A 25997-nucleotide genomic window follows, 5' to 3' on the forward strand; every position below is an offset into this window, starting at 1 on the left:
CAGGCTTGCGCCGGATGCTCAGTGCGAATGCACCAGCGGGCAGGCGGACTCCGAAAGCTTGCCGAACGCCTCCTCGCCGGACATCGTCTGGATCAGCTTGTAGTAGTCCCAGGGGTACTTCGACTCCTCCGGCTTCTTGACCTGCATGATGTACATCTCATGCTCCATCAGGCCGTCGGCGCGGATCTTGCCGTTCGACGTGAACATGTCGTCGATCTTCATATTGCGCAGCTGGTCCATGACCTTGTCGGACTCGGTGGTGCCGGCCGCCTTCACGGCATTGAGATAGGTGATCGTCGCCGAGTAGTAGGCGGCCTGGTTCATGGTCGGCTCGCGCTTGGTCTTTTCGTAGTAGCGCTTCGCGAAGGCGCGGGTCTTGTCGTTGAGGTCCCAATACCAGCCGGTGGTGAGATAGAGACCCTGCGCGGTCTTCAGGCCGAGACTGTGGATGTCGCTGATGAAGGCGAGCAGCGCCGCCGGCTTCATCGTCTTGGCGATGCCGAATTCATCCGCGGCCTTGATCGAGTTCGTGAAGTCGTTGCCGGCATTGGCGAGGCCCAGAACCTGCGCGCCCGAGCCCTGCGCCTGCAGCAGATAGCTGGAGAAATCCGACGTGGAGAGCGGCACGCGGACCGCTCCGACCACCTTGCCGCCATTGGCCTCGACCACCTTGGACGCGGCTTCCTGCAACTGGGTGCCGAAGGCGTAGTCGGCGGTCAGGAAGAACCAGCTCTTGCCGCCCTGGCTGACCATGGTCTTGGCGGTGCCGTTGGCGAGCGAGGTCGTATCGTAGGCGTAGTGGACGGTGTAGGGCGTGCAGTCCTTGCCGGTCAGCGAGGCGCCGGCGGCACCGATCGCGATGAACGGTATTTTCTTCTCCTTGGCGGCGTTGGCCATCGCGAGGCTGACCCCCGTGTTGGAGCCGCCGAGGATCATGGTGACCCCGTCGCGATCGGCCCACTCGCGCAACTTCTGAGCGCCGACGTCCGGCTTGTTCTGATGATCGCTCTCCATGAACTCGATCTTGTTGCCGAGCACGCTGCCGCCGAAATCCTCGATCGCCATCTTTGCAGCCTCGACCCCGCCCGGCCCGATCACGTCGGCATAGAGTCCGGACATGTCGTCGATGTCGCCGATCACGACCTTGTTGCCAGCGGCGTGAGCGGCCGTGGCGGCCAGTGATGCTCCCAGCAGCCAGGGCAGCAGGCGGGTTGATTTTAGCATGGTGGCGTTCCCTCGTTTTTTATGGTGCCGGACCTTAGGAACGCGCCCATGGGCTTCCTATTCGCCTTTGGTCGAGGCGAGGGCGATGGAACTTTTTGCGCGGAACGCAAACGGCCCCCGCGGGGCGCAGGGGCCGTGAGTCTCGCGCGGAGCGGGAGTGGTTGCTAGGCGGCGGCGTTGGGGAAGCGATAGCTCTTGAACTGGTCGCGCAGCGCAGTCTTCAGGATCTTGCCCGTTGCCGTGTGCGGGATGCCGTCGACGAAGGCGACGTCATCGGGCATCCACCATTTGGCGATCTTGCCTTCCATGTATTTCAGGATGTCCTCGCGCGTCGTGGTCTGGCCGGGCTTCAACTGCACGATCAGCAGCGGGCGCTCGTCCCATTTCGGATGATAGACGCCGATGACGGCAGCCTCGGCGACGGCGGGATGGCCGACGGCGAGATTCTCGAGGTCGATCGAGGAGATCCATTCGCCGCCGGACTTGATGACGTCCTTGGAGCGGTCGGTGATGCGCATGTAGCCATGTTCATCGACGGTGGCGACGTCGCCGGTGTCGAAGAAGCCTTCATCGTCGAGGATGTTGCTGTCGACCTTGTAGTAGGCCTTCGACACCGCGGGACCGGACACCTTGAGCCGGCCGAAGGTCTTGCCGTCCCACGGCAACTCGGTGCCGGCATCGTCGGTGATCTTCATCTCGACCCCGAACGGCGGGAAGCCCTGGGTCTGCAGCACATCGAGCTTGGCGTCGCCGTCGGCGGCGAGGAACGGCGGCTTCAGGGTGGCGAGCGTGCCGATCGGGCTCATCTCGGTCATGCCCCAGGCATGGCGCACGCCGATGCCCATGTCGAGGAAGGCCTGGATCATCGAGCGCGGCATCGCCGAGCCGCCGCACACGACCATCTTCAGATGCGGCAGTTTGAGGTTATGCGCCTGCATGTGCTGCAGCAGCATCAGCCACACCGTCGGCACGCCGGCGGTGTAGGTCACCTTCTCGGTGTCGAGCAGCTCGTAGACCGACGCGCCGTCGAGCTTGGGGCCGGGCATCACCAGCTTGGTGCCCATCGAGGGAGCGGAGAAGGCAATGCCCCAGCTGTTGGCATGGAACAGCGGAACCACCGGAAGCATTGTGTCTGCTGCGGACGTACCGAGTGAATCCCGGCTATTGGCCATCAACGCATGCAGCACGTTGGACCGATGCGAATACAACACACCTTTCGGATCACCGGTGGTCCCGGACGTGTAGCACATCGCGGCTGCGGTGTTCTCGTCGAAGGTCCCCCAGGCGAAATCGCCGTCGGCCTCGCCGATCCACGATTCGTAGGCGACGGCATTCTTGAGCGTCGTCTGCGGCATGTGCGCGGCGTCGGTCAGCACGATGTAGCGCTCGACGCTCGGCAGCTTGTCGGCGAGCTTCTCGAGGATCGGCACGAACGTCAGATCGGTGATGACGATGCGGTCCTGGGCATGGTTGATGATCCAGCCGATCTGCTCGGGAAACAGGCGCGGATTGACCGTGTGACAGATCGCGCCGATTCCCATGATGCCGTACCAGACCTCGAGATGACGGCCGGTATTCCAGGCGATGGTGGCGACGCGGTCGCCCAGCTTGATGCCGTCGCGCGTCAGCTTCTGCGAGACCTTGAGAGCGCGGTCGTGGATTTGCCGATAGGTGGTGCGAACGATGGGGCCTTCGACCGAGCGGGTCACGACCTCCTGGGAGCCGTGGATTGTCGCCGCATGCTCGATGATCCGGTGACAAAGCAGGGGCCAGTCTTGCATCAAACCAAGCATCAGGTCGTTCCTCCGGTATTCGCTTGCAGCGAGGGTCTTTTGGTCTCTTTGGTCAATTTTAGCGCGCGCCGCACCCGACGCAAATGGGCTTGTGATGGCCACGACGTCGCGCCGGGCGTGATGGTTAGCGCTGTGGCCGTGGCGATCGCATTGAGCTGGCTCATGGCGGCGCCGGCGGCGGCCGCGAAATCGGCGCACCGCAGCCCGCCCGCGGCCTCTGAGCCCGCAGCGAAGCCGGCCGACGACGTTGCCAAGGTGCCGCTTCCGCAGCCGCGGCCAGCCGACGCGCCGGCGCGGCAGGCGGCCAAGGGTGAGGATGCCGCTCCGCGCGACGCGGCCAGCGGCGGTCCGAAGGCGGATGCCCAAGCCCCGCCGCCGCCTTCGGCCTGCCGGCTGGCCCTGACCGAAGAGGTCGCGATCGCGCCATCGATTCCGCCGATCAAGGGGCCTGGCGGCTGCGGCGGCGAGGACCTGGTGCGGCTGGAGGCGGTGGTGCTGCCTGACAAGCGCAGGGTGGCGCTGACGCCCGCGGCGACCATGCGTTGTCCGATGGCGACCGCGGTCGTCAACTGGGTGCGCAACGACGTGGCGCCGCTGGCCGAGCGGCTCGGCAGCGCGGTCACCGCGCTCGACAATTTCGATTCATATCAGTGTCGCGGCCGCAACAATGTCAGCGGCGCGCAGTTATCGGAGCACGGCCGTGCCAATGCGCTGGACGTCCAAGGGTTCAAGCTGGCCGACGGCCGCCTGGTCGATCTCACCGACCGCACCCAGCCGCGCGATTTGCGCGAGGCGGTGCTGCACGCGGTGTGCACCCATTTCTCCACGGTGCTCGGCCCCGACTCCGACTGGTACCACGAGGATCACATCCATCTCGACCTGATGGAGCGGCGGAACAATTACCGGATCTGCCAATGGGACGTGTTGGATCCGCTGCCGAAGGTCGCGCCCCTGATGCCGGCGATGCGTCCCGACGATGCGCCGCCGCGCGAGACGGCTGAGGACGGGGACGTCAAGGGCGGCAAGGCCGCGGCCAAAGCGGGGCCGGCTGCCACACCCGGTGTCAGTGCGGAGAAGGCGGCTGCCCCGTCCGAGTCAGCTGCTGATGACGGCGCTGCAGCGGAAGCTGAAGAGACGGAGCCGGCAGCGTCTCCGCCCGCGGCTCAACCTGTGCCAGCCAAGAGTGGTGGCAAGAGGAAGCACAAGAACAAGTCATGAGTGGCGTTGCGCCGATCGCAATGACCAGCTAGGCGCTTTGGTATCAAAGTAGAGGGGGGCGCCGACGTGATGAAGTTGTCTTGTCAAAGGAAGTCTGGCTGTCGGTTCCTCGGAGGCGTGGTCCTGCTGCTCATCGGGACCTGTCCGCTAAGGGCCAACGATTCCTCCGCGGCAATGGCAGCGGGCGGGCTGACCCTGGTCAAGAATCAGCAAGTGCGGATGGTGTCGGAGGTGCTGCGCATTGCGCCCCGGCTGGTCGAGGTCACCTACGTGTTTCAGAACACAGAGTCAGACGACGTTACCACCCTGGTCGCCTTTCCACTGCCGGACCTCGACCAGCAGACCTTGAACGTGCATCCCGTAAATCTCGCCTTCGAAGGCAAGGCCAATTTCGTCGGTTTCGAGGTCTGGAGTGATGGGCGGGAGATCGCGCCGGATGTGGATGTGAGAGCCTTTGATGACCGCGGCCGCGATGTCACTGCGGAGCTCAGGCGTCTAGGCGTCGATCCGGTCAATCCGAGCCTCGACGAGGTCCGCCACGGGGCTGCATTGCGGAGCCAGCATCTGGCCGAGTTCGAAGACAAGGATATTCTTCCGATCTGGAAAACGCGTGTCAGCTTTCACTGGCAGCAGACATTCCCGGCCGGCAAGCAGATCACGATCAGGCACCGCTATCGGCCTGTCTATGGCTCATGGTACACGCCGACCGATTCCCGGGTGTCTCGAGTCAAAACTTCGAGCGAACTCGGTGGGCCCTGGTGCTTCGATCGCGGCTTTGTTGCTGCCGAGCAGCGCCTGCTCGATCGAGAAAGCGCGGCTAACAAGAATGGCTCAGGCGGCTCTGACATTCTGTATGACAATGTCCAATATGTGCTGAAAACCGGCGCCAATTGGCATGGCCCAATTGGCCGTTTCGAACTGCAGATCGATAAGGGCAGAGCGGACTTGGTCTCGACCTGCCCGGTTCAGGGACTGACGCTGCAGCGGGTCCCTTACGGCTTCAGCGGCGTCGCAATCGACTACACCCCGACCAGCGATCTCGACATTCTGTTCGTGTCCAGCCGGTTTCTCGGCAAGGCCGATGGAACCGACGCCAGGACCAAGTAAAGGCACGAGCCTGCGGACACGCCGGAGTCGGGCAGGTGCCGCGCGAAGATGATCTCGCTCATGCCAGTGTCCGAGGCAGCATCAGCCCAAAACAAAAGAGCGCCGGTTGCCCGACGCTCTCGAAAAGATGCTAAACGCGTTTCTCGGCTTTTTGATATCGTGCCGGCTTCAGCCGAGGCTCACTGCATCGCAGCGTAGGTGCCGCCGCCCTGCAGCGCCATCTGCGGCTTGTAGGGCGAATCACCCTTCTTCGGATCGAGTACCACGACGATGGTGCCGACCTTCACCCGGTTATAGAGGTCGATCGCGTCCTCGTTCGTCAGGCGGATGCAGCCCGAGGAGATCGAGGCGCCGATATATTCCGGCTGGTTGGTGCCGTGGATGCGGAACAGCGTGTCCTTGCCGTTGGCATAGAGGTACATCGCGCGCGAGCCCATCGGATTGTCGGGGCCCGGGGCGACGAAGGTCGGAACGCCCAGCCGCTCGATCTCGCCCTTGGTCGGATGCCAAGCCGGCCACTCGGTCATGGCGCCGACCTTGGCGATGCCCGACCAGGCCATGGCCTCTTCGCCGACGGTGATGCCGTAGCGGATCGCCTTGCCGCCATCCAGCACGTAATAGAGGTAGTGGCTGTCGGAATCGACGACGATCGAGCCAGGAGCTTCCTTGCGGTGATAGTCGACGATCGCGCGCCGATAGGGCTCGGCCACCGGCGTGTTGGTGTAGCGGATCTTCGCGAGAAGTTCCTTGTCCTTCGGCTTGAAGGCCTGGGTGTTGGTCGCCTCGTACGTCGTGGCCTGCATGCAGCCCGACAGCATCAGGCCGGCGGCCAGGAGTCCGAGTTTCACCTTCAGCGACATGTCACCAATTCCAATCGACAGCTGACGTTGCAATGACACGGCCGCGCCACTGCAGCGCGATTCCACATGTCCCATTATCGTCAAAATCGTTCTCAATTCCAGCCGATACACGCACAGGTCACGCTGCAGCGCCGCGATTGTTGCTTTTTTGCCGCAAAGTTGCGGGCAGTCATCCACAGCTGTGCTTCGAATGGCACGGTCAGCTCCCCCGCGGCGCCGCGCGAGAGGCCGCGGAGCATTGGCGCGAAAAGCCGATGGACCGGACTCGCAAGCTGCGTCACAAGGCGGCAGCATCCCACCGCTAAGTCCCCGAAATTCAGGTTTCGCGATTCGGAGTTTGTCCATGTTCTCGGTGTTCGTCCCGTCCGAAACCGCGCTGAAGAAGGCGGCGATCACCGATCCCGCGGCTCTGCCGGACAATGCGGTCTGGGTCGACCTGGTGAACCCGAGCAGTGCCGAGGATCGGGCCGTCGAAAAGCTGGCCGGGATTGCGGTGCCGACGCGCGAGGACATGCAGGAGATCGAGATCTCCAGCCGCCTCTATATCGAGAACGGCGCCCGCTACATGACGGCTACGCTGATGTGCCACTCGGACTCCGATATGCCCAGGACCACCGCCGTCACCTTCATCCTGGCGGGCCACCGTCTGGTGACGGTCCGCTACGACCAGCCGCGACCGTTCGCCGTGGTGGAGGCAAAGCTCGCTCGCAACTGTGCGCCCGGGATCACCGGCGAGATGGTGCTGATGGAGTTGCTCGATGCGGTAATCGACCGCTGCGCCGACATTCTCGAGAAGGTCGGGGCCGATATCGACCAGGTCAGCCACGAGATCTTCGAGCCGAACAATGAGCGTCACGGGCACGCCAAGCAGTATTCGCAGATCCTGATCGCGATCGGGCGCAAGGGCGACCTGACCTCGAAGGTGCGTGAGAGCCTGGTGTCGATCGGTCGTCTCGTCACGTTTCTCTCTGCGGTCGTCGAAGGCGTGAAGTGGTCGAAGGATATGCGCGAGCAGCTCAAGACCATGCAGCGCGACGTCGCCTCGCTGACCGACCACGCGTCCTATCTCGCGGGCAAGATCACCTTCGTGCTGGATGCGATGCTCGGTGTCGTCAACCTCGAGCAGAACAACATCATCAAGCTGTTCTCGGTGATGGCGGTGGTGCTGATGCCGCCGACCTTGATCGCATCGATCTACGGCATGAACTTCAAGATGATGCCGGAGCTCGAATGGGTGCACGGCTATCCGATGGCGCTGGTGCTGATGCTGATATGCGCGATCGTGCCGTACTACATCTTCAAATTGAAGAAGTGGCTGTAGTGCCGCGGGCCTGAAAATCCAGGCTCTGTCGACAGATCTGGGCGATGCCTGCGGCATTGTGCCGTCATTCCAAGTGATGCCTCATTCGCGCCCCGTTGTTAGCAGCGGGACAGAGTCCGTCGCTATGCACCTCAGGTGACACAAGCGGTGAGATGCAACACATAATGGGAAATACTTGTTAGGCCGGCTGCAATGCCGCTGCAAAGCCGCCCCAATTCCTCAGGTAAAATTTGATGGGAACGCTGAACGTTTGATCGAAACTTCTCTGCGATAAATCTGCACCAGCATGACAAACAACGAGCGCCTCGGCGCGTGGCATGCAAGGCAGAGCTCGAGGGCGCGTTCATCGCGCCTTATCCAAGAGGCGGCGGCAATGATTGAGAAACGCATAATGGCATCGAACAACGTGATCGATCTTGCCAGCTATCAGCGCAGCCGCGCCGACATCGTCGTGGCCCATGCGCTGTCGCCGCGCACCTGCCGCTACTGCGGCGCCGATCTCGAGGAGGACGAGCGCGACGATGATTGCTCCAGCGCCCTCAACGTCGAGTCCGACCGCCTGCGCTGGCGCGCCGCGCAGATTCTGCGCGGTTTGGTGTGCGAAGGCTGAACGACCGTTCTCGACCGGACGGTATTTAGGCAATGCCGCCCGCGCAGCCAGCGACTGGAAATTCAGTACGCCGATCCCATCCCATGAACAGCGTTCCCTCCGGGAGCGCTGTCTTGTTTGTGGTGGTCGGTAGGTCCGTATCGATCTTCGGAGATGGCGTTAATCACGCCTTCGCGCGGTCATCGGGAACTTGCCGAACGTGGCAAGCCGCCATGAACCAAATCGAACACGGGCAACCGTCTCTGCGCCGAATGGCTCAGACGTGCTGGCCGCCGTTGATGTGGATCTCGGCGCCGTTCACGTAGGAGCTGGTCTCCGTGCACAGCACGTAGATGATCTTGGCGACCTCGTCGGGCGTGCCGAGGCGCTGCATCGGGATCTGCTCCTGCACGATCTTCTCGGTGCCCGGCGACAGGATCGAGGTGTCGATCTCGCCCGGCGCGATCGAGTTGACGCGAACGCCGACCCGGCCGAAATCCGACGCCATCTCGCGGGTCAGGGCGGCCAGCGCCGCCTTGGAGGTCGCGTAGGCCGCGCCGGCGAAGGGATGCACGCGCGAGCCGGCGATCGAGGTGACGTTGACGACGGAGCCCCTGGCCGCCTTCAGCTCGTTGATCAGGCCGCGCGCCATCATGATCGGCGCGAAGAAGTTGACGCGGAAGACGTGATTCCAGGTGTCGAGGTCGGTGTCGACGGTGCCGAGCCGGGCGCCGCCGGCGCCCTTCGGCGAGATCGCGGCGTTGTTGACCAGCGCGTGCAGCTCGCCGCCGTCGATCCGCTGTTTGATCTCGGCGATCGCGCGCACGGTGTCCTGGGGATCGGACAGGTCGACCTGGACGTGGTCCTCGGGGCCGGCGCCCCACGGGCATTCTTCGGGAAAGGGGTGCCGCGAGCAGGTGAGGACGCGCCAGCCGGCTGAGGAGAAGCGGATCACGGTGGCATGGCCGATGCCGCGGCTGGCACCGGTCAGCAGCATCGTGCGCCGTGGCTGATTGGAAGAGGTCGGCATGAACTGCGTCTTTCACGATCCCGGACGGGATCAACTTACCACAATGGTTGTGCGTTCGGCGCCTGATTCACGCGCGCGATGGCGATTCGTTGGCGTATCGGACGCCTGGAGGCCGGGCGCAAGCCCGCGCGGCGATCCCCTACGGATACATCCGCACCTTGGTCCACGGCCGGCCCGAAGCCTCGCGCCGGAATTCGATGCGGTCGTGCAGGCGGAATGGCCGGTCGTGCCAGAACTCCATGCTGACGGGAGTGATGCGCCAGCCGCTCCATCCTGGCGGGCGCGGCACCTCGCCGATGATGTATTGCGCGGCGACCTTGGCGATCGCCTGCTCGAACGCGAAGCGGCTCTCCAGCGGCTGCGACTGCTTGCTGGCCCAGGCGCCGAGCTGCGCCTGCTTCGGCCGGGTCGCGAAATAGGCGTCGGCCTCTTCGTCGGTCACCGGCGCCACGAGGCCGCGGATGCGGACCTGGCGGCGCAGCGATTTCCAGTGAAACAGCAGCGCGGCCTTCGGATTGGCGGCGAGCTCGCGGCCCTTCTGGCTGGCCTTGTGGCTGTAGAAGACGAAGCCGTCCTCGTCATAGCCCTTCATCAGCACCATGCGCACGTCAGGCAGCCCGCTGTCGTCGACCGTTGCCAGCGCCATCGCATTCGGATCGTTGGGCTCGCTCTTGCCGGCTTCGGCAAACCACGCCGCAAACAGCGCAAACGGCTCGCCGGCCTGGGTAAAATCGGCCGATGTACCGGATGTTAAGGTTGTCTGGTGTTTGATGCTCGTGGGGTCGGTCATGTGTATGGGGAGTCCGAGTTTTGCGTTCACCCGCGGCCAGGCGCGTGCAAGTCCATTCTGGTCCGGCCCTATATAGGGCATCGGTCCGGCTTGGCCTATCCGCGATCGGTCATGCCGGCACGGCTTTGACACTCATTCTAATCGGCCTGTCCGGCGGCGGCTGCAGCCTGTCGCGCCCTGAAACGGCCTTTGCCAAGATGGACGATGCGGAGATCACCGGCGCGGTCAGCTCGCCGCCCGAGCGCGAGCCGACCGAAGCCGATCTCGCTTTTGCCCGCAACGCCGCGTCGGACGTGCTGACCAAGGGGAGCAAGGATTCCAGCCAGCCGTGGCAGAATCCCCAGACCGGCGCCCGCGGCTCGGTGACGCCGATCGCCAAGTCCTACACGGCCGACAACGGCCGCACGTGCCGCGATTTCCTGGCGAGCTACGTCAACGGCAAGACGGAACGCTGGCTGCAGGGCTCGGCGTGCCGTATCGAGCGTGGGCGCTGGGACATCCAGACGCTCAAACCCTGGCAGCAAAGCTAGCGGGGGTCGTCTGGAACCCGTTGCAAAAATACAACGGACTCCCCAGATGAAATGCGAAGCGGGCGGGGAGCCCATAGGTTAGTATCTGACTTTCTGTAAGGAGACGTGACGGATGCGCGACCCCTATGAGGTCTTGGGGGTGCCGCGAAGCGCCAGCGCTGCGGCCATCAAGAGCGCCTATCGCAAGCTCGCCAAGAAGCATCATCCCGACAGCAACAAGGATGACCCGAAGGCATCGGCGCGGTTTGCCGAGATCAATTCGGCCAACGAGATCCTGGGCGACGAGGAGAAGCGCAAGCAGTTCGATCGCGGGGAGATCGACGCTGACGGCAAGCCGCGCTTCCAGGGCTTTCCGGGTGGCGGCGCCGGCCGCGGCGGGCCGGGTGGCGGCTTCGAGAGCTATACCTTCCGCAGCGGCGGCGGGCCGGGCGGCGGCTTCGGCGGTGGCGGATTCGAGGACATTCTGAACAGCATGTTCGGCGGCGCCGGCGCGCGCGGTGCACGCGGCGGCGGCGGCTCGTTCGAGTTCGACACCGGCGGTGTCGGCCTCGACCTCGATCTGAAGGTTGCAATGTCGGTCTCGCTCGAGGAGTCCGTCAATGGCGGCGAGAAGCGGGTGCGGCTGCCGTCGGGCAAGGAGCTCAACGTCAAGGTCCCCGCCGGTGTTACCGCCGGCCAGCAGATTAGGCTGAAGGGGCAGGGCGAGAGCGCGCCCGGACACCGGCCGGGTGATCTCCTGATCACGATCCAGATCGCGCCGCATCCGTTCTTCAAGGTCGAGGGCAGCGACCTCAGGCTCGATCTGCCGATCACGCTTTACGAGGCGGTCCTGGGCGCCAAGGTGAGGGCGCCGACTCTCGGCAGCGCGGTCGAGCTGTCGATCCCGAAGAACACCTCCAGCGGCCGGACCTTCCGGCTCAAGGGCAAGGGCCTGCCCAAGAGCGACGGCTCGGCCGGCGATCTGTTCGTCACCACCCGGATCGTGCTGCCCGATGGCAACGACGCCGAGCTCGAGGCCCTGATGACCAAATGGCGCGACCGTCATCCCTACAATCCGCGCAGCAACCTCTCCTGAGGTTGCGCGTTGCGGACGACTCGGCTGAAAGCTGAAGGACGAGCTGGAAAGCTGAGAAAAAAGTGCGGCCTCGAAAGGGGGACCAGCGCGGTACAAAACCCCAATCGAGGCCGCTTCCGTGTCGATCGGCGGATCGAACACTCCTCATTTTTTCGTGAACATTTGGCGCTATATTGAGACGTGCCGGTGACCTGATTCCAGATTTCCGGTGACCGAATTGCGGCGCCGACCCTGGCGTGTCGCCCGCCTGAGCCATGCGGGGATCAGTACCCTCTCGGGCAGCGTTCGCGGCCATCCTGCAAACGCTTCTGATCACGGCCGTAATCGCGCCGAGGCCGGCACCTCGCGAAATCGGGCAATGGTCCGCCGCTAGCCGCCCGTCCGTTCGGTCTGGTCATAAACAAGGCGCGCGACCTGGGTGAGACGCGTCCGGTCACTGCCGCCGCTGACGACGTAGCTGACGCCGCGCTCCGCCCACGACAGTGCAGCGGTGTTGCCCTGCGTCGTATAGCGCATCTCGGCCGCCTCGATCCCGACCTTGGTCGCATACACCGTGAAGCGCTCGCCGGAGGTGCTCTCGTACATCAGGAAGGACGCCGGGCCGGTCGGCCCCGGCAGCAGCCGGCCGCCGACGAGCTTCAGCCCGGTGGTTTCCAGCTCCGGCGCCTGCACGGTGCGACCGCAGCGCCGCGTCAGCCATTGCTGCAGATGGGCCTTCTCGTCGCCAGGAACCTCGACCGGATGGCGCACCTCCACGACATAGAGTCGGTGCGCATCGAGCGCCTCGCCGGCAAGGGCCTGGAGCGGCGACGGCGAGGAGGCGGCGCCACGCGCGACCCAGCCGACCGCGCCGCCGACCGCGAAGGCCGCCACGCTTGCCGCCATGGCCGCGACGACCCAGCGCCGCGGCCGGCGCTCCAGGCCGTCGAGGTCGAGCCGCGGCGGCACCGGCTCGTTGACGATCGAATCGTAGCGGGCATGGAGCGCCTCAGCCATGCTGCGCCAGGATTGCACCCGCTCGGCGTCCGCCGGATGCGCGGCCAGCCAGCGCTCGACGTCGCTGCGGCGCTCGGCCGGCAGCTCGTTGTCGACATAGGCGTGCAGCTCGTCTTCGGTGACGGGAATGGTCGGGTCGGTCATCATCGGGATCTCGTTGCAATCGGGCGGCTGCGGCGATGCGCGGTCGCTGCAGGCTTGGGCAGCCGAACATGGCAGGGCGGCTTTTGTGCAGTGGTCATTTCACCCTCCGCAGCGCCGGCCGCTCGCCCTCGAGCACGGCACGGACATGGGCGCGGGCGCGGGCGAGGCGGGACATCACGGTGCCGATTGGGACACCCTGGATGTCGGCGACCTCGCGGTAGCTCAGGCCCTCGAGCACGACGAGGAGAAGCGCCGCGCGCTGCTCCTCCACCAGGGTCGCCAGCGCGTGCTCGATGTCCCGGCCCTCGGCCTCGGTGCCGCTGGCGTCGGCATTGTCGTCCTGGAGCGGCATGAAGTGCGGCCGCCGCGCCAAGGAGCGCCGGCGGTTCTTGTTCAGATTGGTCAGGATCGTGTACAGCCAGCTCCTGATGTCGCCGCCCAGGAACAGCCGCTCCGAGCGCAGCGCCCGCACCAGCGTGTCCTGGACCAGTTCGTCGGCCGCGTCCATGTCGCGCGCCAGCGCCCGGGCATAACGGCGCAGTGCCGGAATCATGGTCTCGACGCTCTGGCGGAACGCGTTCATGGAATGCCCTGCGGCTGTTCGCTGCGATGACAAGGGCGCAGGCCGCAGCCGGCGTCTTGCAAAGATCATAACCCCGCGATGATCAGCGTATTCCGGACCGCAAGCCCTGCGGGGGAGTTTGCCACAGAGCGGGCGGAATGGGGCTGTACCGGGCCAGACCGGTGGTGTACGTCCAGTCCTTAATAATCAGTTCGATGGGAAGCCGCATGGCGCAGATTTCAGGTTTGATGCAGGGCAAGCGCGGGGTCGTCCTTGGCGTGGCCAACAACCGCTCGATCGCCTGGGGCATCGCCAAGGCCGCGCGCGCGGCCGGCGCGGAGATCGCGTTGACCTACCAGGGCGACGCGCTGAAGAAGCGGGTCGAGCCGCTGGCGGCCGAGCTCGGCGGGCTCGTGCTCGGCCATTGCGATGTCACCGATCCCACGACCATCGACGCGGTGTTCGACGTGCTCAAGGAGAAGTGGGGCCAGATCGATTTCGTGGTCCACGCCATCGCCTTCTCCGACAAGGACCAGCTCGACGGCCGCTACATCGAAACCACGCAGGACAATTTCTCCAAGAGCATGCTGATCAGCTGCTACTCGCTGACGGCGATCGCGCAGCGCGCCGAGAAGCTGATGACCGACGGCGGCTCGATCATCACCTTGACCTATTACGGCGCCGAGAAGTGGATGCCGCACTACAACGTGATGGGCGTCGCCAAGGCCGCGCTGGAAGCCAGCGTGCGCTATCTCGCCGCCGATCTCGGCGAGAAGAACATCCGCGTCAATGCGATCTCGGCAGGACCTATCAAGACGCTGGCCGCCTCGGGCATCGGCGACTTCCGCTACATCCTGAAGTGGAACGAATACAACGCGCCGCTGCGCCGGACCGTGACCATCGACGAGGTCGGCGACAGCGCGCTGTATCTCTTGTCCGACCTGTCGCGCGGCGTCACCGGCGAGGTGCATCACGTCGATTCCGGCTATCATGTCGTCGGCATGAAGCGGCCCGAGGCGCCCGACATCTCGCTGAACAATTCCGTCGGCGCCAAGGAATAACGTCAACGCGCAATGCCACGGCCCACGATCTACTACATCCGCCACGGCGAGACGGAATGGAATGCGCTCGGCCGGCTGCAAGGCACGCAGGACATTCCGCTGAACGCGCTCGGGCGGGTGCAGGCGGTGCAGGCCGGCAACATCCTGGCCGAGCTCGCTGCGCGCAACGGCCATGATGCGGCGCGCCTGCCCTACGTCGCTAGCCCCCTCAGCCGCGCCCGCGCGACCATGGAGTTGGTGCGTGAGACCCTGAGCCTGCCAGCCGAGGGCTATGCGCTCGATGCCCGGCTGCGCGAGATCGGCTACGGCAAATGGGAAGGGGCGACGCTGCCGGAAATGCAGGCGGCCGATCCCGCCTTCTATGCCAGGCGGCTGACCGACAAATGGTCGCTGGCGCCCGAGGGCGGCGAGACCTATGCCGACGTCGAGCGCCGCGTGCGCGACTGGTACGATGGGCTGTCTGGCGATATCGTGGCGGTCGCCCATGGCGGCACGGCGCGGGCGCTGATGGTCGCGCTGGGCTTCGAGACGCCGCACGGCGCCGTCGACCTGCCGATCCAGCAGGGCGCGGTCTATGTGTTCGGCGAGAACGGGTTCGAGAAGTACAGTTAGTTTGTCTCCGTCGTTCCGGTGCGCCTCGCGGAGGCGAACCCGGAATCTCGAGAGTCCGGTCTGGTCCTTGACCATCCCGGAATGATGGTTTTTCCGGTTGGGTGATCAGCTCATGTCCTTCAACACCTTCGGCCACATGTTCCGCGTCACCACCTTCGGCGAGAGCCATGGCGTGGCCATCGGCTGCGTGGTCGACGGCTGTCCGCCGCGGATCCCGCTCGCCGCCGACGAGATCCAGCGCGATCTCGACCGCCGCCGTCCCGGCCAGTCGCGCTTCACCACCCAGCGCCAGGAGCCGGACCAGGTGAAGATCCTGTCCGGCGTGATGGCTGATCCCGACACGGGCGTGCAGGTCACCACGGGCACGCCGATCGCGCTCCTGATCGAGAACACCGACCAGCGCTCCAAGGACTATTCCGAGATCAAGGACAAGTTTCGTCCCGGTCACGCCGACTTCACCTACGAGGCCAAATACGGCCTGCGCGACTATCGCGGCGGCGGTCGTTCCTCGGCGCGCGAGACCGCGACGCGCGTCGCCGCCGGCGCGATCGCGCGCAAGGTCCTGCCCGACGTGAAGGTGCGCGGTGCGCTGGTGCAGATGGGTCCGCACAAGATCGATCGCGGCAACTGGGACTGGGACGAGGTCGCGCGCAATCCCTTCTTCTGCCCTGACAAGGACAAGGCGGCGTTCTTCGAGGACTATCTCGACGGCATCAGGAAGTCCGGCTCGTCGATCGGCGCCGTGCTCGAGATCGTCGCCGAGGGCGTGCCGGCGGGACTTGGCGCGCCGCTCTACGGCAAGCTCGATGCCGATCTCGCCGCGGCGATGATGAGCATCAACGCCGTGAAGGGCGTCGAGATCGGCGCCGGCTTCGGCGCGGCCGAGCTGACCGGCGAGGAGAACGCCGACGAGATGCGCTCGGCCAATGACGGCACGCGCTTCCTCTCCAACAATGCCGGCGGCATTCTCGGCGGCATCGCCACGGGACAGCCGATCGTGCTGCGCTTCGCGGTCAAGCCGACCTCGTCGATCCTCACCCCGCGCCAGACCGTCGACCGCTCAGGCCAGGAGACCGAGATCCTGACCAAGGGCCGTCACGACCCCTGCGTCGGCATCCGCGCGGTTCCCGTCGGCGAGGCGATGATGGCCTGTGTGCTGGCCGATCATCTGCTGCGCCACCGCGGCCAGGTGGGGTAGCCGCACGCTGCCGCCGCGGCTGTTTGCTGTTGCCACGCTGCTCGCCTAGTGTCGTCCCATGGACACTTCCAAGCTGCGGGACATCAAGGACTGGCTGGTCGACGGCGCGCGTTCCGCGGCGACGCCGAGCCAGATGATGTCCGAATGCTGCGATCGTCTGGTCGGGCTCGGCGTGCCGCTGTGGCGCGTGGGCGTGTTCGTCCGCACCCTTCATCCTGATATCGCCGGCCGCAGCTTCATCTGGCGCCAGGGAGCGGAGGTCGAGATGGGCTCGGTCGATTTCGGCTTCGAGAGTACGCCGGCCTACAGGGACAGCCCGCTTGCGCGCGTGTTCGAGCAGGGGACCGAGTTCAGGGCCGATCCTCGCGATCGGGAAGCCGAGCTCTTTCCGATCCTGATGGATCTGCGGGCCGAAGGCGTGACCGACTATTTCACTCTACCTTTGACCTTCATCGACCGTGCGGTCCACGCGTCGAGTTGGACCACCAAATCTCCAACAGGCTTCACCGACGCGCATCTGAATGCAATTCGCTCGCTGATGCCGGCTTTGGCGCGCTACACCGAGATCGTCACGCTTCGACGTACGGCCTCGATGCTGCTCGACACCTATGTCGGCAACCGCGCCGGCGAGCGCATCCTGGGCGGCCAGATCCGCCGAGGCCATACCGATACGCTGGATGCGGCGATCTGGCTGTCGGATCTGCGCGGCTTCACGCCCTTGTCCGATCGCCTGCCGGCTGAGGACGTGGTGGCGATCCTCAACCACTATTTCGACTGCCAGGTCGATCCGATCCGCGAGCAGGGCGGCGAGGTGCTGAAGTTCATGGGCGACGGCCTGCTCGCCGTGTTTCCGTTTCGCGAGCAGGGCGGCGATCCGACCGAGGTCTGCGCCCGCGTCCTTGCGGCGGCGCGCGCCTCGCGGGCCCGCGTCGATGCGCTCGATTACGCGGCCGGCGGCACCGGGGAACGCTTCCGCTTCGGCGTCGCGCTGCATGTCGGACGGCTGCTCTATGGCAATATCGGCGGCGGCAACCGGCTCGATTTCACCTGCATCGGTCCGGCCGTCAATCTTGCGGCCCGGCTGGAGAAGATCGCCGCGCGGCTGAGGCGCACCGTGGTCGCCTCGGAGACTTTCGCCGGAGCCTGTGCCGAACCATGGACCGATCTCGGCGCGTTCCCGATCGCGGGCCTTGCGACGGAGCAGCGCGTGTTCGGGCTTCGCGAAGAGGATTAGTTCTCCGGCCTGAAGCACGATCCGGAAAGGTGGAAACCGGTTTTCCGAAAGATCATGCTCTAGGTCTCCGGCTCGGTGGTGAACAGCAGCGGGTATCCCTTGGCGCGGCCGGCATCGGTCGCGCGCGTCGCCTTGGTCTCGGCGACGTCCTTGGTGAACACGGCCACCACGCAGACGCCGAGCTTATGCGCCGTGATCATGACCTTGTAGGCCTGGTCCTCGGTCATGCTGAATTCCGCCTTCAGGATCATCACCACGAAATCGCGCGGCGTGAAGTCGTCGTTGACGAGGATCACCTTGTAGAGCCGCGGACGCTCGGTCTTGGTGCGTACCTTCGTTTTGGGCTTGGTGACGGCATCGTTCATTCTGAGGGCGTGCCTGTGTTCCGGATGCGGCAGTCACGCCACGATACAGGCTTCGGCCGCTCCGGGAAACCACGGGCTGCATGCCTTGCGCGATGGGCGCACGCGGCTGCCTGACATCCGGGCAAACCCCAGGGGACTAACCGGAATGTGAATGGATGTGTGCGTTCCCGCTTTGCGCTCTGCGGATTGCATGTCACCATCATCAGACGCGATTGGAGGGCAGCTCATGCGCTGGTGGATCTCGATCGGGGTGGCGTGTCTGGCGGGCGCCTTGGCCGGCGGCGACGTAGCCACCGTCGTGGCAGCGCCGAGGGCCCAGCCGGCGCAGCAGCTGAGCGAGAAGGAAGCGTCCGTCGACGTCGAACTGATCCTCGCCGTCGACGTGTCCTACTCGATGGACCTGGACGAGCTGGCGATCCAGCGCGAAGGCTACGCCCAGGCGCTCAGCTCGCGCGAGTTCCTGCAGGCGCTGAAGAGCGGCGTGCACGGCAGGATCGCCGTGACCTATTTCGAATGGGCGGCCTCGAGCGACCAGAAGATCATCATTCCATGGCGCCTGATCGACGGACCGGAAAGTGCCGACGCCGTCGCCGCCGAGATCATGAAGACGCCGATCCGCCGGGCGTCGCGCACCTCGATCTCCGGCGCGATCTACTTCGCCATGCCGCTGTTCGATGAGAATCCCTACCGCGGACTGCGCCGCGTCATCGACATCTCCGGCGACGGGCCCAACAACAATGGTCCCTCACCGGTGACGATCGCGCGCGACGAGGCCGTCGACAAGGGCATCACGATCAACGGCCTGCCGATCATGGTCAAGGAGCCGTCCTATTCGACCATGGATATCGAGAACCTCGATCTCTACTACAAGGATTGCGTCACCGGCGGCCACGGCTCGTTCGTCGTCACCATCAAGAGCCGCGACGAGTTCAAGGAAGCCATCCGCACCAAGCTGCTGATGGAGGTTGCCGGACGCTCACCTCCGCCGTGGATCGTGCCTGTCGCCGACGATGCCGACAAGGAGCCGCGCGTGTCCTGCACGATCGGCGAGAAGATCTGGCAGGACCGCTGGGGGCGGTGACCCGCAGGCCCAGGCTGCCGAGCAGACGCGCGCGCGGGGAGACTTGATTGGTAAGGCGCCGATCTCAGCTGGCCGTCGCAGCATGGACCAACGCCTGTTTCAATTCGGCCTCGACCTCCCGCAGGCTGCGGAGCGCCGCACCGAATTCGCCATTGCCGATCGATTGCCAGATGAGCTCCACGCGCGCCGCGAGATCGGCGAGTGCCAGTCCAAACGTCGCGGCCTCCATGAGCGCGCCCTTCTCGTTGATCAGGTAGCGCCCGTTGACCGCAAACAGCACCTGCGCAAGGCAGGCGAGGGCGCGATAGGCGCAGCCCGCGACGTGGGTATGATCGCCACGCCCGACAGCCAACTCGGCATTATCGATGCTGAATGCGATCTCCCAGTGGAAGCGCGCAATAATCGCGTCGCGCAGGCGGCGCGGATAGGGCGTGCAGCGCGACTTCAGCCCCGCCAGCAGTTGCGCGGGATCGTGCAGCGGGCGGCAGAGCGCGACCTCGCCCATCCAGATCGCCGAGACGAAGCCATGCGGATGGCCTGGCTGGTAGTGCATCTCGATCCGCCCTTTCCGGCAGTCGTCGATCACGCCGCCGACCGCATCGATCTCGCGATAGAGCAGGTCGACCTTGTGCCCGTCGATTCTGAGCCAGCCGCCGCCGACGATCCACTGTCCCCAGCCGCCGACCGCCGTCAGTTCGAGCGTTTGCGGGTCGTCGACGAGCCGCCGCACTGCTTCGCGCAGCACGTCGGTGTCGAGGCCGTGCCTGGATGCGATGTAGAGCCCGACGTCGTAGTCCGAGCCCGCCTGCGCGGTGCCGCGCGCACGTGATCCACCGAGCGCGATGGCGCGCAGTCCCGGGACATCGGCAAGTTCGCCGACGATGCGGGTCAGCAGCGGGTCAGGCATTCACGTGTTCTCCCAGGATGACAGTATGAAGTTCTTGCGTGGAAAAACTCCACAAGGCCGCTGTTCAGGCTGATCTGTTGCCATTGAGCCACAATCTCCCAAAAACCAGGGGTTGCATCTCCCGCAAGTTTCCCTTTGCCACCGTGCCGCCGCGATTGGGCCGCGACCATGAGCGGATTGAGGCGGAGGCGCACAGAACATGCGTATCATCGACCGGACAGCACGTCCCGCGCAGCGCGTCAGGCGCTCGTCAGTCATCCAAGGTCCGCGTGCAGGGCTCGCTTGCCAACTTCTCAGGGCAGCGCTGGTGTGTGCGGCGGCGGCTTCGCTCGCAGCCTGCGCGCAATCATCGGCGGTCCGGCAGGCGCGCTGGGCGGCGCCGACGAAGCAAGCCGGAGCCGAATTTCGGCCGCAGGTGCAGCGCGCGGAGAAGGCGCCGGAGTCAGTGGTGCGCGTCCGGCGGGCCGAGCCCAGCCCGCCGCCGGCGCACTCCGGAGCGTCCGGTCTCGCCAGCTACTATTCGGAAGGCCAGAAGACCGCGAGCGGCGAGCGCTTCAATCCCTCCGAGCTGACGGCCGCGCATCGCAGCCTGCCGTTCGGCACCCGCCTGCAGGTCACCAACGTCAAGACCGGCCGCTCCGTGGTGGTGCGCGTCAACGATCGCGGACCGTTCGTGCAGGGGCGGGTGGTCGACGTGTCCTACTCAGCCGCGCAGGCGCTCGGCATGGTCAACTCCGGCGTCGCGCCGGTGAAGGTCAGCGTGGTGAGGTAGCGCATCGGATAGGCGACATCGCTGGTCGATCGCCTACGAGTTCGTGCTCATAGTCAGCGGCGTTCTCAGTCGACCTCGCCCCGCAAGCGGGGCGAGGGGGCGCACCGAGCGTGATGCGCGAGCTCCGTGCGTCATTGCAGGGGCAACGCTTGGCGCTCCCCGAAAAAGCCGATCTCGCTCATAAATCCGTTGACGGTGCTCACCGCACCAGCCTCGCCACCAGCTCGACATGCGGGGTGTGGCGGAACTGGTCGACCGGCACCACGGTCTCGAGCTTGTAGCCGCCGTCGATCAGCATGCGCATATCCCGCGCGAACGTCGTGACGTTGCAGGACACCGCGACGATCACCGGCACCTTGCTGGCCGCGAGTTGCCTGGCCTGCGCCTGAGCGCCCTGGCGCGGCGGATCGAACACGACGGCGTCGATGTCGCGCAATTCCGGCGGCATCAGCGGGCGGCGGAACAGGTCGCGCGCCTCGGCCTTGATCGGCTTGAGGCCGGGCGTGCCAGACGCCCTTTGCAGCGCCGCGATCGCGCCGGCATCATTGTCCATGGCGGTGACGCGCGCCCGCGTGGCGAGCCGCAGCGCGAACGGGCCGACGCCGCAGAACAGGTCGGCGACGTGCTTGGCTTTGCCGATCCGCTCCATCACCAATTGCGCCAGCGTCTCCTCGCCTTGCACGGTGGCCTGCAGGAACGAGCCGGGCGGCAGCGTCACCTGTGCCGTCCCCATCGTAACCACGGGCGCATTGCGCATCAGCACCAGCTCGCCATGGCGCGTCAGCCGCGCCAGCCGGTGCTGTTCGGCGAGGCGGGACAGGGCCGCGATGCGCGGCGGCGGCAGCGGGCCGGAGCCGCGGATGTCGATGTCGAGGCCGTTGCTGGTCGCGGTCGCCTGGATGTCGAGCGGCTTGCCGGTCGGCTTCAGCGCCTCCGCCAGCGCCCATGCGGCTTCCAGCGCACCATCCAGAGCAGGATCGAGGATCGGACAGCGGTCGATCGGCACGATGTCGTGGCTGTTGGCTGCCGAGAATCCGACGCGGAGAACCTCGTGCGTGCCCATCCGGGCGTGGAAGGTGGCGCGGCGCCGGCCGGCGCCGTGGGCATCGATCAGATCGGCCACTTCGCAATCGACCTTGGCGGCCCGTAGCGTCTCGACGACGATGTTGCGCTTCCAATGCTGATAGGGCCCGGGCGCCCAGTGCTGGATGGCGCAGCCGCCGCACACGCCGAAATGCGCACAGAACGGCGCGATCCGCTCGGAGCTCGCCGCCTCCATGGCGAGCAGCTTGCGGCGATCGGGATGCCCGGGCACGACGGCCGCCTGGACGGTCTCGCCGGCCAGCGTGTAGGGCACGTACAGCGCCTCGCCTGATGACAGCGACACGCCATCGCCGCGATGGCCGACATGGTCGATGACGAGACGCTCAACCATGGCGGCGCGCTCCCAGGAAGAATTCGGCGTTGCCGTCGCCGCCCTTGATCGATGATGGGAAGATCTCGATGTCACTGCAGCCCAGCGAGGCGGCGAAGGTGGCGATGTCGTCGCAGACGGCGGCGTGCACCGCTGCATCCTTGATGATGCCGCCCTTGCCGTGCTTTCCCTGCGCCTCGAATTGCGGCTTGATCAGCGCCAGCAGGCTCATCGGCGAGGCAGCGAGTGATAGCGCGACCGGCAGCACCGCCTTGAGCGAGATGAAGCTGCAGTCGATCACGACGACGTCGGGGCGCTGCGGCAGGCGCTTGCCGTCGTAGCTGCGGATGTCGGTCTGCTCCATCGAGATGATCTTCGGGTGATTGCGCAATGATGGGTGCAATTGGTCGCGGCCGACATCGACCGCGAACACGAGCGCCGCGCCATTCGCCAGCAGGACCTCGGTGAAGCCGCCGGTGGAGGCACCGACATCGAGGCAGACATGGTCTTCGACCTCGATGCCATAATGCTCCAGCGCCGCCGCCAGCTTGACGCCGCCACGCGACACCCAGGGATGCGCCGGCTCGGCCTGCAGGACGGCGTCGGCGGGAATGTTCTCCGAGGCTTTGCCCACCTGCTTGTCGTTGGCGAACACGAGCCCCGCCTCGATCGCCGCCTGCGCCCGCGCGCGGCTCTCGAACAGGCCGCGTTCGACGAGGAGGATGTCAGCACGTTTGCGGGCAGGGGTCATGGGCCGGATCGCGAGATAGGTGAGATGAGGGCGACGCAATGAATTTTGAACTCCGTCATTGCGAGGAGCGAAGCGACGAAGCAATCCAGACCTCCTTTGTAGCCCTGGATTGCTTCGCTTCGCTCGCAATGACGGGTGTTGCAAGCTGTTCGTGCGTATTCGCGGCTTCGGAGGGGCCCGGGATCAAACCGTCCTCGTCGCCAGCCGCTCCGCCGCCAATCTCACGCAGGTCTCGAACGCTGCCAGATGATGCCAGACGTCCGCAGGGCGTTCGCGTGGAGCGACGAGCGGAGCGCCGCGTAGCTCGAGCGCGTGGATCATCATGAGATTGTCGGGCAGGCCGAAATCCTCGACAGTCAGGCCTTCGCCATCGACCAGGCGACCGTCCTGCTCCGTCACCGCCGTGAAGCGCCGGGCACGATCGGCGTAGACGGCCGGGTCGTTGCAGTAGCCGAGACACAGCTTGCCGGAGCCGGCCATGTAGCCGAACTCATAGACCGTGCCGGCATCGGCGCCGGGCCCGCGGAACGGTGTGAGATTGGCGATGATGGCATCGGCGTCGTCCATCATCGCCTCGTTGCCATGGAAGATCTGGCGCGAGGCGTCGGAGGAGGCGAGGTCGATGCTGTTGTCGAGGGGGTAGAGGCCGATCAGGCCGTGGCGGTCGCAGATCGCGACCTTCCGCCGGCCGATTTCAATGGCATCCGGCAGGAACACGTCGGGACCTGCCAGATAGATCTTCATGGCTCACCACTGCGGGACGCAAGCTCGCCTCAGGCGAGCTTGACCGACTCGGTCGTGTAATCCTTGCCGAGCGCCTCGAACACCTTGCGGACGATGCCTTTGGCGTCGAGCCCGGCGCGCGCGTACATCGCTGCCGGCGTGTCGTGGTCCTGGAACTCGTCGGGCAGCACCATCGAACGCATCTTCAGGCCGCCGTCCAGCATGCCCTGGTCGGACAGATACTGCATCACGTGCGAGCCGAAGCCGCCGATCGAGCCTTCCTCGATCGTGATCAGGATGTCGTGCTCGCGGGCGAGCTTCATCACCAGCTCCTCATCGAGCGGCTTCATGAAGCGCGCATCGGCGATCGAGGCGGACAGGCCATGGGCGGCGAGCTCGTCGGCGGCCTTCTCGCACTCGGCAAGCCGGGTGCCGAACGAGAGCAGGGCGACCTGCTTGCCCTGGCGGATCATGCGGCCCTTGCCGATCGGCAGCGGAACGCCAACCTCGGGCATTTCCACGCCGCGGCCTTCGCCGCGCGGATAGCGCACCGAGCTCGGCCGGTCGTTGATCGCGACCTGGGTCGCCACCATGTGCACCAGCTCGGCCTCGTCGGAGGCCGCCATGATCACCATGTTCGGCAGGCAGCCGAGATAGGCGTTGTCGAAGGAGCCGGCATGGGTCGCGCCGTCGGCGCCGACCAGGCCGGCGCGGTCGATGGCGAAGCGCACCGGCAGGCTCTGGATGCAGACGTCGTGGACGATCTGGTCGTAGCCGCGCTGCAGGAAGGTCGAGTAGATCGCGCAGAACGGCTTGAAGCCCTCGGCTGCGAGGCCGGCGGCGAAGGTCACGGCGTGCTGCTCGGCGATGCCGACGTCGAAGGTGCGCTTCGGGAACGCCTTGGCGAAGATGTCGATGCCGGTGCCCGAGGGCATCGCGGCAGTGATGCCGACGATCTTGTCGTCCTTCTCGGCTTCCTTGACCAGGCTCTGGCCGAACACGTTCTGATAGGCCGGCGCGTTCGGCTTGGCCTTCGCCTGGGTGCCGGTGGCGATGTCGAACTTGGCCACCGCGTGATATTTGTCGGCCGCCGCTTCCGCGGGCGAGTAGCCCTTGCCCTTCTGGGTCACGACGTGGACCAGGATCGGGCCGGTCTCCATGTCGCGGACGTTCTTCAGGACGGGGAGCAGATGGTCGAGGTTGTGGCCGTCGATCGGGCCGACGTAGTAGAAGCCGAGCTCCTCGAACAGCGTGCCGCCGTCCATCATGAAGCCGCGGGAATATTCCTCGACGCGGCTGGCGCGGTTGGCGATCACCTTGGGCAGATGCTGGCCGAGCTGCTTGGCGGCATCTCGCAGCGTTCGGTAGGTCTTGCCCGAGTACAGGCGCGACAGATAGGCCGACATGGCGCCGACCGGCGGCGCGATCGACATGTCGTTGTCGTTGAGGATCACGATCAGGCGGGAGTTCATCGCGCCGGCATTGTTCATGGCCTCATAGGCCATGCCGGCGGACATCGCACCGTCGCCGATCACGGCGATCACGTTGTTCTTGCCGCCCGACAGGTCGCGGGCAACGGCCATGCCGAGGCCGGCGGAAATCGATGTCGACGAGTGCGCAGCGCCAAACGGATCGTAGTCGCTCTCGGCGCGCTTGGTGAACCCGGAGAGGCCGCCGCCGGTGCGCAAGGTGCGGATGCGGTCGCGGCGTCCGGTCAGGATCTTGTGCGGGTAGGCCTGGTGGCCGACGTCCCAGATCAGGCGGTCACGCGGGGTGTCGAACACGTAATGGATGGCCGTGGTCAGCTCGACCACGCCGAGACCAGCGCCGAAATGGCCGCCGGTCACCGAGACCGCGTCGATGGTCTCCTGGCGCAATTCGTCGGCGACCTGCCGGACCTGCTCGACCTTCAGCCGGCGCAGATCTTCCGGGGTCTTGATGGTGTCGAGAAGCGGCGTCTTACTAAATGTGGTCACGGTGACATTCCAATTTTGCAGGTCGGGTTCAAGGGCCGACATCTGAGAGGTTCATCGTAACGGGCGGCGAAACCTGAGGTCTTGAAGGTCACATCCGCGCGGATCGAAGCCGCAGTCCGAAGACTAGCCGGGTTTGGGATCGATCTATGTGATGTAAGTCACTCTTGGTGGCCTTGCCGTCCTCGTTAGTCGCCCAAGATCGCCAAGTCGTTCAGCCAAGTCAGTTTTGCTAGCTCTTGCAAGCGCTTAGATTCCTCTCTCCGGAGAGGATGGACACTTCCAAAAACCCGCAGTTGCGAGAAGCTTTACACCAAAGTGCGTCTTAAAGCCAACCCGGCGGGAGTTGGCAAGCCCGCAAACGGTACCTTTGCGCCACGTCTCAACCGCGGCGGCGTGCCGGAGGTTCCATTGCTCTGCTCAAATCGACGGCAGCCGTCGCTCCGGAATAGAGCGGGGACGCGAGCTCGGTCCAGGCTTTTTCCCGCGCCGCAGAATCCGCCGATGCGGCGATTGCGCGCGCCGCGGTACGGTGAGCCATGCGTCCGCGTCAGGGGATCGGTCCACAGACGATCATGAAGAAGTCGCAGGCGTGCGGCCTTTCGTGGATCGTCGCGAAGCGGACGCGGAAGACCTGCGATCCAAGCAAGTTGTCATGATCGGGCCG

At 65.4% G+C, this 25997-nt stretch carries 25 protein-coding genes; 12 read left to right on the forward strand and 13 right to left on the reverse strand.

Annotation, left to right across the window (positions count from 1 at the left end; all coding sequences use genetic code 11):
• Nucleotides 1-18: 18 nt before the first annotated feature.
• Together QX073_RS25865 and QX073_RS25870 are read right to left on the reverse strand one after the other, a co-directional pair.
• Complete coding sequence (locus tag QX073_RS25865) at nucleotides 19-1224, reverse strand: ABC transporter substrate-binding protein (RefSeq protein WP_316226603.1); 1206 nt, start codon at nucleotides 1222-1224, stop codon at nucleotides 19-21.
• Nucleotides 1225-1388: 164 nt separating this feature from the next.
• Nucleotides 1389-3017 (reverse strand): fatty-acid--CoA ligase, encoded by a 1629-nt coding sequence (locus QX073_RS25870; protein WP_315752068.1) that lies wholly within the window; start codon nucleotides 3015-3017, stop codon nucleotides 1389-1391.
• A gap of 120 nt (nucleotides 3018-3137) precedes the next feature.
• On the opposite strand from QX073_RS25870, the gene QX073_RS25875 reads away from it, so the two are divergent.
• Both QX073_RS25875 and QX073_RS25880 read left to right on the forward strand, forming a co-directional pair.
• On the forward strand, nucleotides 3138-4235 hold the full coding sequence (locus tag QX073_RS25875; protein WP_316202495.1) for an extensin family protein: 1098 nt from the start codon (nucleotides 3138-3140) through the stop codon (nucleotides 4233-4235).
• Nucleotides 4236-4352: 117 nt separating this feature from the next.
• On the forward strand, nucleotides 4353-5342 hold the full coding sequence (locus tag QX073_RS25880; protein WP_316226604.1) for a DUF4424 family protein: 990 nt from the start codon (nucleotides 4353-4355) through the stop codon (nucleotides 5340-5342).
• A 179-nt stretch (nucleotides 5343-5521) separates the two neighbouring features.
• Here QX073_RS25880 and QX073_RS25885 read toward each other — a convergent pair whose 3' ends face one another.
• Nucleotides 5522-6202, reverse strand: a complete 681-nt coding sequence (locus QX073_RS25885; RefSeq protein WP_011925214.1) for a L,D-transpeptidase — start codon at nucleotides 6200-6202, stop codon at nucleotides 5522-5524.
• A gap of 343 nt (nucleotides 6203-6545) precedes the next feature.
• Here QX073_RS25885 and QX073_RS25890 point away from each other — a divergent pair, with 343 nt between their 5' ends.
• Nucleotides 6546-7523, forward strand: coding sequence for a magnesium transporter CorA family protein (locus QX073_RS25890; RefSeq protein WP_316226605.1), 978 nt, complete (start codon nucleotides 6546-6548; stop codon nucleotides 7521-7523).
• 391 nt (nucleotides 7524-7914) lie between these two features.
• The gene (locus QX073_RS25895; RefSeq protein WP_409998659.1) at nucleotides 7915-8133 is read left to right on the forward strand and encodes a hypothetical protein; all 219 of its coding nucleotides are present in this window, start codon (nucleotides 7915-7917) and stop codon (nucleotides 8131-8133) included.
• Nucleotides 8134-8389: 256 nt separating this feature from the next.
• On the opposite strand, the gene QX073_RS25900 is transcribed toward QX073_RS25895, so the two are convergent.
• Both QX073_RS25900 and pdxH read right to left on the reverse strand, forming a co-directional pair.
• Nucleotides 8390-9142, reverse strand: coding sequence for an SDR family oxidoreductase (locus QX073_RS25900; RefSeq protein ID WP_316226606.1), 753 nt, complete (start codon nucleotides 9140-9142; stop codon nucleotides 8390-8392).
• 139 nt (nucleotides 9143-9281) lie between these two features.
• Complete coding sequence (gene pdxH, locus QX073_RS25905) at nucleotides 9282-9932, reverse strand: pyridoxamine 5'-phosphate oxidase (RefSeq protein WP_315715527.1); 651 nt, start codon at nucleotides 9930-9932, stop codon at nucleotides 9282-9284.
• 125 nt (nucleotides 9933-10057) lie between these two features.
• On the opposite strand from pdxH, the gene QX073_RS25910 reads away from it, so the two are divergent.
• Together QX073_RS25910 and QX073_RS25915 are read left to right on the forward strand one after the other, a co-directional pair.
• The gene (locus QX073_RS25910; protein WP_315715528.1) at nucleotides 10058-10462 is read left to right on the forward strand and encodes an RT0821/Lpp0805 family surface protein; all 405 of its coding nucleotides are present in this window, start codon (nucleotides 10058-10060) and stop codon (nucleotides 10460-10462) included.
• 112 nt (nucleotides 10463-10574) lie between these two features.
• The gene (locus QX073_RS25915) at nucleotides 10575-11537 is read left to right on the forward strand and encodes a DnaJ C-terminal domain-containing protein (RefSeq protein ID WP_315828080.1); all 963 of its coding nucleotides are present in this window, start codon (nucleotides 10575-10577) and stop codon (nucleotides 11535-11537) included.
• A gap of 369 nt (nucleotides 11538-11906) precedes the next feature.
• Here the strand turns inward: QX073_RS25915 and QX073_RS25920 are convergent, their stop codons facing one another.
• Both QX073_RS25920 and QX073_RS25925 read right to left on the reverse strand, forming a co-directional pair.
• Complete coding sequence (locus QX073_RS25920) at nucleotides 11907-12680, reverse strand: anti-sigma factor (RefSeq protein WP_315828081.1); 774 nt, start codon at nucleotides 12678-12680, stop codon at nucleotides 11907-11909.
• Between the two features lie 91 nt (nucleotides 12681-12771).
• The gene (locus tag QX073_RS25925) at nucleotides 12772-13260 is read right to left on the reverse strand and encodes a sigma-70 family RNA polymerase sigma factor (RefSeq protein ID WP_315752062.1); all 489 of its coding nucleotides are present in this window, start codon (nucleotides 13258-13260) and stop codon (nucleotides 12772-12774) included.
• Between the two features lie 206 nt (nucleotides 13261-13466).
• On the opposite strand from QX073_RS25925, the gene fabI reads away from it, so the two are divergent.
• From fabI to QX073_RS25945, 4 genes are all read left to right on the forward strand, one after another.
• Nucleotides 13467-14300, forward strand: a complete 834-nt coding sequence (gene fabI, locus QX073_RS25930; RefSeq protein ID WP_315752061.1) for an enoyl-ACP reductase FabI — start codon at nucleotides 13467-13469, stop codon at nucleotides 14298-14300.
• A 12-nt stretch (nucleotides 14301-14312) separates the two neighbouring features.
• Nucleotides 14313-14912, forward strand: a complete 600-nt coding sequence (locus QX073_RS25935) for a histidine phosphatase family protein (RefSeq protein ID WP_315715533.1) — start codon at nucleotides 14313-14315, stop codon at nucleotides 14910-14912.
• Between the two features lie 112 nt (nucleotides 14913-15024).
• Nucleotides 15025-16110: a chorismate synthase gene (gene aroC / locus QX073_RS25940; RefSeq protein ID WP_315715534.1), complete on the forward strand. Its 1086-nt coding sequence runs from the start codon at nucleotides 15025-15027 to the stop codon at nucleotides 16108-16110.
• A 58-nt stretch (nucleotides 16111-16168) separates the two neighbouring features.
• Nucleotides 16169-17344 carry an adenylate/guanylate cyclase domain-containing protein gene (locus tag QX073_RS25945; RefSeq protein WP_316185985.1) on the forward strand — a complete coding sequence of 392 codons (1176 nt, stop codon included), beginning with the start codon at nucleotides 16169-16171 and terminating at the stop codon, nucleotides 17342-17344.
• Between the two features lie 59 nt (nucleotides 17345-17403).
• Here QX073_RS25945 and clpS read toward each other — a convergent pair whose 3' ends face one another.
• Entirely contained in the window at nucleotides 17404-17709 is a 306-nt protein-coding gene (gene clpS, locus QX073_RS25950; RefSeq protein WP_315715536.1) for an ATP-dependent Clp protease adapter ClpS, read from the reverse strand.
• Between the two features lie 226 nt (nucleotides 17710-17935).
• On the opposite strand from clpS, the gene QX073_RS25955 reads away from it, so the two are divergent.
• Complete coding sequence (locus tag QX073_RS25955) at nucleotides 17936-18790, forward strand: DUF1194 domain-containing protein (RefSeq protein WP_316185986.1); 855 nt, start codon at nucleotides 17936-17938, stop codon at nucleotides 18788-18790.
• A gap of 64 nt (nucleotides 18791-18854) precedes the next feature.
• Here the strand turns inward: QX073_RS25955 and QX073_RS25960 are convergent, their stop codons facing one another.
• A complete protein-coding gene (locus QX073_RS25960) occupies nucleotides 18855-19697 on the reverse strand; it encodes a nucleotidyltransferase domain-containing protein (RefSeq protein ID WP_316185987.1) in 843 nt (280 codons plus the stop codon).
• 199 nt (nucleotides 19698-19896) lie between these two features.
• On the opposite strand from QX073_RS25960, the gene QX073_RS25965 reads away from it, so the two are divergent.
• On the forward strand, nucleotides 19897-20469 hold the full coding sequence (locus QX073_RS25965; protein ID WP_315752056.1) for a septal ring lytic transglycosylase RlpA family protein: 573 nt from the start codon (nucleotides 19897-19899) through the stop codon (nucleotides 20467-20469).
• Nucleotides 20470-20668: 199 nt separating this feature from the next.
• Here the strand turns inward: QX073_RS25965 and QX073_RS25970 are convergent, their stop codons facing one another.
• The 4 genes from QX073_RS25970 to dxs form a co-directional block, all read right to left on the reverse strand.
• Complete coding sequence (locus QX073_RS25970; protein WP_316164257.1) at nucleotides 20669-21904, reverse strand: class I SAM-dependent RNA methyltransferase; 1236 nt, start codon at nucleotides 21902-21904, stop codon at nucleotides 20669-20671.
• Complete coding sequence (locus tag QX073_RS25975; RefSeq protein ID WP_316185988.1) at nucleotides 21897-22634, reverse strand: TlyA family RNA methyltransferase; 738 nt, start codon at nucleotides 22632-22634, stop codon at nucleotides 21897-21899. The genes QX073_RS25970 and QX073_RS25975 overlap by 8 nt, the downstream gene beginning before the upstream one ends.
• Before the next feature lie 183 nt (nucleotides 22635-22817).
• Nucleotides 22818-23378, reverse strand: a complete 561-nt coding sequence (locus QX073_RS25980; RefSeq protein ID WP_315715542.1) for a nucleoside 2-deoxyribosyltransferase — start codon at nucleotides 23376-23378, stop codon at nucleotides 22818-22820.
• A gap of 29 nt (nucleotides 23379-23407) precedes the next feature.
• Nucleotides 23408-25333: a 1-deoxy-D-xylulose-5-phosphate synthase gene (gene dxs, locus QX073_RS25985; RefSeq protein WP_315715543.1), complete on the reverse strand. Its 1926-nt coding sequence runs from the start codon at nucleotides 25331-25333 to the stop codon at nucleotides 23408-23410.
• Nucleotides 25334-25997: the final 664 nt, after the last annotated feature.

Source organism: Bradyrhizobium sp. SZCCHNS3052 (assembly GCF_032484495.1).
Classification (GTDB): Bacteria; Pseudomonadota; Alphaproteobacteria; order Rhizobiales; family Xanthobacteraceae; genus Bradyrhizobium.